The following is an 8,666-nucleotide window of genomic DNA, read 5'->3' as shown; positions in this document are numbered from 1 at the left end:
TGGCCACTCAAAACGCCCTACGGGGCTTCTTACGGCTTCTTAAAGCCGGTTTCAGACCCGATGGAGACCCCGTGATGACAGGCCTGGTTGATCAGTGGGGCCACCCGCTGCAAAAAGAGCTTCTGACCCAGGACGTCGCCGGACCTTCGGTGACCGGGGTGCGTTCACCCTACAGCGGCTATCCGGCCGATGGGCTGAGCCCCTCACGCCTGGCCGATATCCTGCGCGAGGCCGATCAGGGCGAGCCGCTGCGCTATTACGAGCTGGCCGAGACGATCGAGGAGCGCGACCTGCACTATGCCGGGGTGCTGGCCACCCGCAAGCGCAGCGTTGCCCAGATCGATATCACGGTTGAAGCGGCGAGCGACGATGCCCGCGATGTCCAGATGGCCGACATGATCCGCGAATGGCTGAAGCGCGATGAGCTGTCTGACGAGATCTTCGACATGATGGATGCGGTGGGCAAGCAGACCAGCTTTACCGAGATCATCTGGGATAGCTCGATGGGCCAGTGGCAGCCGCTGCGGCTGGAGTGGCGCGATCCGCGCTGGTTCATGTGGGACCGCAAGACCATGCGCGTGCCGCAGCTGCGCGGCGGGATCGATGGCACCGCGGTTGCCTGCGATCTGCCGGCCTTCAAATTCATCCAGACCCAGATCAAGGCCAAATCGGGCCTGCCGGTGCGCAGCGGGATCGCGCGGATCGCGGCCTGGGCATGGATGTTCAAGGCCTTTACCCAGCGCGACTGGGCGATCTTCAGCCAGACCTATGGGCAGCCGGTGCGGATCGGCAAGTTCCACGAAGGCGCGACGAAGGAAGACAAGGCCACGCTGTTCCGGGCGGTGGCCAACATTGCCGGCGATTGCGCAGCGATCATTCCCCAGTCGATGCAGATCGAGTTTGTTGAGGCGAAGAACGTCACTGCGGGCTCAGACCTGTATGAAAAGCGGGCAGACTGGCTCGACCGGCAGATCTCCAAGGCGATCCTGGGCCAGACCAACACCACCGACGCGCAGAGCGGCGGGCTCGGTTCTGGCCAGGCGCAGGTCCATGACGGCGTGCGCGAGGATATCGAGACTGCCGATTGCAAAGCGCTATCCGCTGCGATCAACCGCGACCTGATCCGTCCCTGGATCGACCTGGAATACGGGCCGCAGCGCAAATATCCGCGTGTGGTGATCGCACGGCCAACGCAGGAGGATCTGCAGCAGCTGACCGAAAGCCTGAATGTGCTGGTACCGCTGGGTATGCGGGTATCGGCTTCGGAAGTGCGCGACAAGTTCGGCCTGGGCGATCCTGGCGAAACCGACGAGCTGCTGGGGGCGCCTGCGAAGGCTGATCCTGCTGTTGCCCCACCAATCACGGCCGAGCCTGCCACGATCGCGGCGCATTCGCAGCAGGAAGCGCCGCACCCGGCCGAGCAAATTGCAGCGGCAATCGCAAGCTTCGGCGATCTTGCGATCGGCGAGATGGTGACCAGCATCCAGTCGATGCTCGATCGTGCGACCGATCTTGCCGAGTTCCGCGCGATGCTGGATGCGGCCTTCGGTGAAATCGACAGTACCGCTTTGGCCAATGCCTTGGCTGGCGGAATTGTGGCGGCGCAGGCTGCAGGCCGGGCAGACGCGATCGAAGAGACCTGAGGCGATGCCGGACAGTCCCCAGCATCCCAGTGCGCTGAGCGGAGTATTCGGCCAGCCTTTTGCCGAGCAGGTGGCGTTTTTCCGCCGCAAGCTGGGCAACCTGATCCCCACTGCACGGTGGGATGATATCGAACGATCGGCGCACGATAGCGCTTTCATGGTGGCGGGTGCCGCCAAGGCCGATCTGTTGACCGATCTGGCTGTGGCGGTGGACAAGGCGATCAGCGAAGGCCGCGGGATCGATACGTTCCGCAAGGATTTTCGGGATATTGTGCGCCGCAATGGCTGGACCGGATGGGCTGGCGAAGGATCTGTCAAAGGCGAAGCCTGGCGGGTCAAGGTGATCTACCAGACCAACAGCTACACCAGCTATGCCGCCGGGCGCCTTGCCCAGCTGAAAGCCGGCAACTTTCCGTTCTGGGTCTATCGCCACGGCGGCAGCCTAGAGCCGCGGCCGATGCACCTGAGCTGGAACGGGTTGGTGCTGCCGCCAAACCATCCGTTCTGGGCCACGCACTATCCGCCAAGCGACTGGGGCTGCAGCTGCTATGTGGTGGGTGCCCGCAGCCTGGCCGGTGCGCGCCGCCTGGGCGGAGATCCGGACAAACGGCTGGCGAAGGACTGGAACCGGATCGACCCCAAGACCGGTGCGCCGATCGGCGTGGGCAAAGGCTGGAATTATGCGCCCGGCGCCAGCGCGGCCGATGCGGTCAACGCTTTGGCGCGCAAGATCGGGAGCTGGGACTATCAGGTGGCCAAGGCATTCATGGGTGAACTTGCGCCCGATGCTGCGGCGGCTTTCGGGAAGGCCTATCGCGCGTTGCCGAGTTCGGCCGACGACGCGCGGCGCTATGCCCAGCGGGTTTATGATCCCAAGCCCGATCTTCCGCCGCCTTCACCGCAGCGCACGTTGGGGCTGCTTGACCCTGACCAGGCCGAGCAGATCGAGCGGGCAATCGCAACCAAGGTGCGGGGCTACGACTTCAGCATCGATCAAAGCAGCATCGCGCACATCATCAAGAACCATGCCGACGATCGCGCGCAGCGAAAACAGGGCCAACGCGGGGTCACCGCAGATGACTTTGCGCTGCTGCCTGCCATCCTCAATTCGGCAGACCGCCTGCAATTCCCTGAAACAAGATCCAGCCTGGGTGAAGCGTTGGTCATGTTCAGCAAGGATATTCGTGGCGAGACTTTTGTTGCAGCGTTCGCGATCGGCGGCGCGCGCCGCAAGACGCTGTCGCTCAAAACCTTTTACATCAAGCTTGGGAAGAAATGACGGCGCTCCCGCCCAACGTCCGGAACGTTCCCGGTTATTGGCCGGGCGCCAGGATCGCGCGTCGCGGAGCCATATACCATGCCAACGGTTAAATTCAATGCCGAGGCCGCGCGCGCGGCGATCCGCAAGGCGATCGGCACGCTGAGCGATATGACGCCGCTCTATCAGGACATCGGCGAATACATGGTCGAGGCAACAAGGCGCCGCTTTATCGAAGGGCGTGCGCCCGATGGTTCGGCCTGGGCACCCAAAAGTCAGACCACGCTCGATCGCTATCGGCGGATGGGCTATGGCTCGCTGCTGCGGCCGCTGATCGGACCCGGCAAGGCTTTGTCGCGCCAGATCCTGCAATTCGTCAATCGAGATGGCGTGACGATCGGATCGCCATTGATCTATTCGGGCACAATGCAGAACGGCGCAGCCAAAGGAGCGTTCGGGGCCGATCGGCGCGGCCGGCCAATCCCATGGGGCCGCATACCGGCGCGGGTCTGGCTGGGGATTGCAGCACGCGACGAGCTGGCGATCGTCGAGATCGTTGACGAGCATTTGATCCAGGACATCAACACCAGCGATTGATTTTACCGCCCGCGCTTGCCATCAAGCGGGCGGGCAGTGATTCTTGCGCTGTCATGGCCGCCTTGGCGGTCATATTTTCAGCGCGGCCGAGCGGGCAAAGCTTGTTTGATGACGCGCTCAACCAGCCAGATTGCCCTGTGCGCCGCGATTACAATCGCGGACAATGCCGATGTGCCCGATTGGGTGCATCTGCTTCCTGCAGGCGAGATCCGCACCAACGACGGCCGCGGGCCTTACACCGCCGCGATGTCGGAATTGGTGTCCGGCTTCAAGGCGGGCGAGAAGCTTGCGATCGACGAATGTCATGCAACTGACCGGGCAGCCCCGCTGGGTATGCCTGCGCCGGCGCGTGGCTGGATCGTGGAGCTGCAAGCCCGCAAGGATGGCTTGTGGGGCCGCGTCGAATGGACCGAGGATGGCCAGGCTCTGATGAGGGGCAAGGCTTACCGAGGCATCAGCCCGGTGATCATGCACGACAAGGCCAAGAAGGTCCTGGGCGTGCTGCGCGCCAGCCTGATCAACACCCCAAACCTGGTGGGCCTGACCGCCCTGCATTCAGAGGAAATCGGAATGGATTGGAAAGCAAAGCTGATCGAGCTCTTGGGGCTCGACGGCAGCGCCGACGACGCGGCGATCAGTGCCGCGCTAACGGCAAAGATGGGTGCCAAGACCGAGCTTTGCTCGGAAGACATCCTGAAGTCGCCGGCCGTGATCGCGCTGCAATCGCAGCTGGGCGAAGTCACGACCGAACTCAACGGCATCCGCGACGAGCGCCAGCGCGACAGCGCGACGGCCTTTGTCGATGCGGCGATCGCCGAGGGCCGTGTCGGCCTGAAGCCGGTGCGCGACGAATACATCGCGCTGCACATGAAGGACGCCGACCAGGCGAAGAAGATGATCGCGGCGATGCCGGTGCTCAACGGCACCACGATCACCGCCGATGTCGCCCAGCATAGCGAGCAGAGCAATCTCGATGACACTGACCGCACGGTCATGGCGCTGTTCGGGATGGACGAAGAAACCTACGCCGCCGGGCTCAGCGCTCGCGGCCAGAAGAAGGAAGCGCTCTAATGGCTGCTACTACCGGACCGCGCAATACGCCAGCTGCACTGGGCGATATGCGCAAGCCGCCCCTGCCTGCGGCGGGCAAGATCAATCAGGGCGCGATGGTGCAGATCAATGCTGCCGGATACGCCGTACCGGCCAGTGCCACGATTGCCAACGTGACGATCGGCCGGGCCGATGAAGGCGTGGACAACACTGCCGGGGCCAACGGCGACAAGTCGATCACCGTGCGCCGCGGCGTGTTTCGCTATGCCAACTCGGCCGCTGGTGACCTGATCGCCCGGACCGAAATCGGCAAGACTGTCTACGTGGTCGATGACCAGACTGTTGCCAAGACCAACAACGCCGGTGCGCGCCCCGCGGCCGGGATCTGTTTCGACGTGGACGCCCAGGGCGTCTGGGTCGAGTTCGCTTAAGGAGCTGAGCCATGATCGTCTCGACTGACAATCTCAACAAGCTGCGGGTTGGTTACTCCAATGCGTATCAAGGTGGGCAGAAGAATGCCGCCAAGCCGGTCTCGGGCCGTGTAGCCACTACGGTTAAATCCACGCAGAAAGAGCAGCGCTATGGCTGGATTGGCAAGCTGCCGCGCATCCGCGAATGGATCGGCCCGCGTGTCGTCCAGAACATTTCCGAGAGCGACTACTCGATCAAGGAAAAGAAGTTCGAGCTGACCGTCGGTGTTGACAAGGACGATATCGAAACCGACAATCTCGGGATCTACTCGACACTGTTCGAAAGCATCGGCGAAGCGACCATGCTCGATCCCGAGCAACTAATCTGGGACCTGGTCAAAGGTGGATTCACCGCCAACTGCTATGACGGCCAGTATTTTTTCGACACTGACCATCCGGTGCTTGATGCGGACGGCGTCACTCAGCTGTCAGTGGCCAATACCGATGGCGGCGCAGGTACGCCTTGGTTCCTGCTCGACACCACCCGCGTCATCAAGCCCTTTATCCGCCAGGTCCGCAAGGAATTCGGCGATATCGTTGCTCGTGACAAGGTAACCGACGACAACGTCTTCGACCTCAATGAATTCCGCTATGGCGTCGATGCCCGGATGAACTTCGGCTACGGTTTCTGGCAGATGGCCTGGGGCTCGAAGCAGCCGCTCGATGCCGCGCACTACGAGACTGCCCGCGTTGAGATGGGCAGCTTCAAGAGCGACCACGGCCGGCCGCTGGGCATCAAGCCGAACCTTTTGGTCGTACCGCCAGCGCTTGAAGGTGCTGCGCTCGGCATCCTTCAATCGCAACTGGTCAACGGCGGGGAAAGCAACAAGTGGGCCGGCACCGCCGAAGTCCTTGTCGTTCCCTGGCTGGCTTAAGGGAGTTCTGAGCAATGACTAAGAGCCCTGCCAAAGCCCCTGCAACCCCGTCCGGCACTGCGCCGGACGGGGAAGCCCAGGCCGCCGCCGACAAGGCCAAGGCCGACGCTGAAGCGCAGGCTGCCGCCGACAAGGCCAAAGCCGACGCTGAAGCGCAGGCTGCCGCCGACAAGGCCAAAGCCGACGCTGAAGCGCAGGCTGCCGCCGACAAGGCCAAAGCCGACGCTGAAGCGCCGGCTGCCGCCGACCAGGCCAAGAAGAACGACGGTGGCTATGTCCATCCGGTCTATCGGGTGCGCTCGGTCAGTCCGGCCGGTCGTCGCCGGAGCGGGATCTCGTTCGGCCCGGAGCCGATCGAGGTTGATAGCTCTACACTGAGCCCGCGCGAGCTCGATGCGCTGCTGACTGACCCGCAGTTGGTCGCCGAAGAGCAATAATGGGGGCAGCGGCCGGCAGATGGCATATGCATCGATCGAACAGCTTATGGATCGGTATGGCGAGCGTCTGCTTGTCCAGTTGACCGACCGGGCCACACCGCCCACCGGCGTCATCGACCCGGCGGTTGTGGACCGGGCGCTGGCTGATACCGACGCTGCGATCGATAGCTATCTGGCCGGCCGCTATGCCCTGCCGCTGGGTGAGGCACCGCCGCTGTTGGCGGATCTGGCCCAGGCGATCGGGATCTACAAGCTGCATCCTTTCGCGCCCGATCCCAAGATCGAGCAGGATTACAAGGATGCGTTTGCCGCGCTCGACCGGATTGCGAAGGGTATCCAGAAGCTGCCGGTCGCCGGGATCGAACCCGTTTCCAGCCGAGCCGCGGGTGTGGAAGTGATCGACCGGGACCGCGACATGACGCCCGAGAATTTGCGCGGCTTCATATGATCCGGATTGATGAGGTCCGGGCGCGGATCGAGGAGCTTGTGTCCGATCTGAAAGGCCGGCTTGAGGGCGCCGCCCAGTTTGCCGAACTGATCGACAAGAACCGCATGCCACAGGTGACCCCGGCCGGCTTCGTGCTGCCGGGCGGCCTTACCGGCGGCGGCGCCGAGATGATGGCCGGCAAGTTCGTCCAGAACTTCCGCGAAGGGGTGATCGTGGTTGTGATGGTGCGTGTGGCCGGCGATCCGCTGGCGATGCGGGCGATCGATGAAGCCAGCCCGATCATCAGGGCTGTCGTGCAGGCCATTTGTGGCTGGGGCCCAGATGATGCGCCCGGCGTGTTCGTGCTGGAGCGCGGCGAACTGGTCGGCGCGAAGGATGGCGCGCTGATCTACCAGATCGATTTTTCGTTGAACGACCAACTGAGGATTTGAACGATGGGAAGAAAAACCATGGCGGAAACGCCGATCGATGATCAGGCCGCCACCGACCAGGCCAAGGTTGATGCAGAAGCCCAGGCTGCCGCTGAGCAGGCCAAGGCCGACGTTGAAGCGCAGGCTGCCGCCGACAAGGCCAAGGCCAAGGCCAAGGCCGACGCTGAAGCTCAGGCTTCCGCCGAACAGGTCGATCCTGCCACTGACGCGCCGCTGACCGTGCCATCATGGGAGCCGCATGAGGAAGTGCCGGCCGGTGGTGGCAGCTTTGTTCGCGCGCCCGATGGGACACTAACCAAGGCCGAACCGGCCGATGAAGGGGAGGCATAAATGCCCCAGTACTGGAAATCGAAGACGCTGCTGGCGAAGATCGAAGGCGCTTATGGCACCGATAGTGTGCCGACCGCAGGTGCCAATGCAATCCTGGCCACCGACGTGACGCTTTCACCGATGGAAGGCCAGGACGTGGCCCGCAACCTTGAACGCCCGGCGATGGGCGCTGAACCGATGATCCCGGTCGGGATCTTCACGCGGCTGACCTTCTCGGTGGAAGCCGTTGGATCGGGCGCGCTCGGCACTGCTCCCGCCTGGGGGCCGCTGTTGCGGATGTGTGCGCTGGCCGAGGTTATCACCCCGGCGACCAAGGTCGAATACAATCCGATCTCTGACAACCACGAAAGCGGCTCGATCTACATGGCGATCGACGGCGTGCGCCATGTGGTGCTGGGCACCAAGGGGAACGCCTCGCTCAAGGTGGGCGCGAACGGCATTCCGATGTGGCAGTTCACAATGACCGGGCTGTTCTCGCTTCCGACCGATCAGGCCAAGGTGACCCCGGACTTCACTGCCTGGCAAGCACCGCAGGTGGCAACGAAGCTCAATACGCCGACCTTTACCATTGGCGCCACGCCGTTCGTATTGCGCGATTTTGAACTGGATCTGGGCTGCCAGGTTGAGCCGCGGATGCTGATCGGTACCGAAGCCATCCTGATCGTCGATCGCAACGAGAAGCTGCGCACAACGGTCGAAGCCACCAACATGGCGGCTTACAATCCCTACACCATTGCCCAGAACCAGACGCTGCAAGCCCTGCAGCTGATCCACGGCACAGTGGCCAGCAAGCGGGTGAAGATCGATGTGGCATCGGCACAGCAGGGCCGCCTGACGGGCCTCTCGAACAACCAGAACATTGTCGAATGGCCGCTCGATTTCGTGCCGCAGCAAGTTGCTGGCAACGACCAGTTCAAGATCACCCTGGCCTGAGGCCACACATCTCAAACGAAAGAAGCCAGCATGTTCAAAGTTACCAACGAGCCGACCTTCACCCATGTGGTGAAGATCCAGGTGCCAGTCGATGGCGGGCACAGCGAACAGACACTGAAGGCCACGTTCAAGGTCCTGCCGATCGAGGATCTGGACAACGATCCCGAGCTCGATGCCTCGGCCAACCAGGTCAA

Annotated in this window: 11 protein-coding genes; all 11 read left to right on the top strand. The window is 62.9% G+C overall.

Annotation, left to right across the window (positions count from 1 at the left end; all coding sequences use genetic code 11):
* Positions 1–74 precede the first annotated feature (74 nt).
* The 11 genes from ABL914_RS10880 to ABL914_RS10830 all read left to right on the top strand — a co-directional run bounded on the left by ABL914_RS10880 (position 75) and on the right by ABL914_RS10830 (position 8,472).
* Complete coding sequence (locus ABL914_RS10880; RefSeq protein WP_391563205.1) at positions 75–1,643, top strand: DUF935 domain-containing protein; 1,569 nt, start codon at positions 75–77, stop codon at positions 1,641–1,643.
* A gap of 4 nt (positions 1,644–1,647) precedes the next feature.
* The gene (locus tag ABL914_RS10875; RefSeq protein ID WP_391563204.1) at positions 1,648–2,922 is read left to right on the top strand and encodes a phage minor head protein; all 1,275 of its coding nucleotides are present in this window, start codon (positions 1,648–1,650) and stop codon (positions 2,920–2,922) included.
* 78 nt (positions 2,923–3,000) lie between these two features.
* On the top strand, positions 3,001–3,498 hold the full coding sequence (locus ABL914_RS10870) for a phage virion morphogenesis protein (RefSeq protein WP_391563203.1): 498 nt from the start codon (positions 3,001–3,003) through the stop codon (positions 3,496–3,498).
* 108 nt (positions 3,499–3,606) lie between these two features.
* The gene (locus ABL914_RS10865; RefSeq protein ID WP_391563202.1) at positions 3,607–4,569 is read left to right on the top strand and encodes a phage protease; all 963 of its coding nucleotides are present in this window, start codon (positions 3,607–3,609) and stop codon (positions 4,567–4,569) included.
* Positions 4,569–4,979 (top strand): hypothetical protein, encoded by a 411-nt coding sequence (locus ABL914_RS10860; protein WP_391563201.1) that lies wholly within the window; start codon positions 4,569–4,571, stop codon positions 4,977–4,979. The genes ABL914_RS10865 and ABL914_RS10860 overlap by 1 nt, the downstream gene beginning before the upstream one ends.
* An 11-nt stretch (positions 4,980–4,990) precedes the next feature.
* Positions 4,991–5,893: a Mu-like prophage major head subunit gpT family protein gene (locus tag ABL914_RS10855; protein ID WP_391563200.1), complete on the top strand. Its 903-nt coding sequence runs from the start codon at positions 4,991–4,993 to the stop codon at positions 5,891–5,893.
* Between the two features lie 14 nt (positions 5,894–5,907).
* Entirely contained in the window at positions 5,908–6,330 is a 423-nt protein-coding gene (locus tag ABL914_RS10850) for a hypothetical protein (protein ID WP_391563199.1), read from the top strand.
* Between the two features lie 19 nt (positions 6,331–6,349).
* Complete coding sequence (locus ABL914_RS10845) at positions 6,350–6,778, top strand: gp436 family protein (protein ID WP_391563198.1); 429 nt, start codon at positions 6,350–6,352, stop codon at positions 6,776–6,778.
* Positions 6,775–7,209 (top strand): hypothetical protein, encoded by a 435-nt coding sequence (locus ABL914_RS10840; protein WP_391563197.1) that lies wholly within the window; start codon positions 6,775–6,777, stop codon positions 7,207–7,209. Before ABL914_RS10845 ends, ABL914_RS10840 begins: the two co-directional genes overlap by 4 nt.
* 3 nt (positions 7,210–7,212) lie before the next feature.
* Complete coding sequence (locus ABL914_RS10835) at positions 7,213–7,539, top strand: hypothetical protein (RefSeq protein WP_391563196.1); 327 nt, start codon at positions 7,213–7,215, stop codon at positions 7,537–7,539.
* A complete protein-coding gene (locus ABL914_RS10830) occupies positions 7,540–8,472 on the top strand; it encodes a hypothetical protein (protein WP_391563195.1) in 933 nt (310 codons plus the stop codon).
* Positions 8,473–8,666: the final 194 nt, after the last annotated feature.

The sequence above is a fragment of the Novosphingobium sp. genome, from assembly GCF_040079535.1.
Taxonomy (GTDB): Bacteria; Pseudomonadota; Alphaproteobacteria; order Sphingomonadales; family Sphingomonadaceae; genus Novosphingobium.
The sequence above is the reverse complement of the archived record's forward strand: the minus strand, read 5'-3'. Positions and strand labels throughout refer to the sequence as shown.

Excerpts from the sequence above, each read along its gene's own strand:
- ABL914_RS10880 (WP_391563205.1), top strand. The coding sequence starts at position 75 with ATGACAGGCCTGGTTGATCAGTGGGGCCACCCGCTGCAAAAAGAGCTT.
- ABL914_RS10875 (WP_391563204.1), top strand. The coding sequence starts at position 1,648 with ATGCCGGACAGTCCCCAGCATCCCAGTGCGCTGAGCGGAGTATTCGGC.
- ABL914_RS10870 (WP_391563203.1), top strand. The coding sequence starts at position 3,001 with ATGCCAACGGTTAAATTCAATGCCGAGGCCGCGCGCGCGGCGATCCGC.
- ABL914_RS10865 (WP_391563202.1), top strand. The coding sequence starts at position 3,607 with ATGACGCGCTCAACCAGCCAGATTGCCCTGTGCGCCGCGATTACAATC.
- ABL914_RS10860 (WP_391563201.1), top strand. The coding sequence starts at position 4,569 with ATGGCTGCTACTACCGGACCGCGCAATACGCCAGCTGCACTGGGCGAT.
- ABL914_RS10855 (WP_391563200.1), top strand. The coding sequence starts at position 4,991 with ATGATCGTCTCGACTGACAATCTCAACAAGCTGCGGGTTGGTTACTCC.
- ABL914_RS10850 (WP_391563199.1), top strand. The coding sequence starts at position 5,908 with ATGACTAAGAGCCCTGCCAAAGCCCCTGCAACCCCGTCCGGCACTGCG.
- ABL914_RS10845 (WP_391563198.1), top strand. The coding sequence starts at position 6,350 with ATGGCATATGCATCGATCGAACAGCTTATGGATCGGTATGGCGAGCGT.
- ABL914_RS10840 (WP_391563197.1), top strand. The coding sequence starts at position 6,775 with ATGATCCGGATTGATGAGGTCCGGGCGCGGATCGAGGAGCTTGTGTCC.
- ABL914_RS10835 (WP_391563196.1), top strand. The coding sequence starts at position 7,213 with ATGGGAAGAAAAACCATGGCGGAAACGCCGATCGATGATCAGGCCGCC.
- ABL914_RS10830 (WP_391563195.1), top strand. The coding sequence starts at position 7,540 with ATGCCCCAGTACTGGAAATCGAAGACGCTGCTGGCGAAGATCGAAGGC.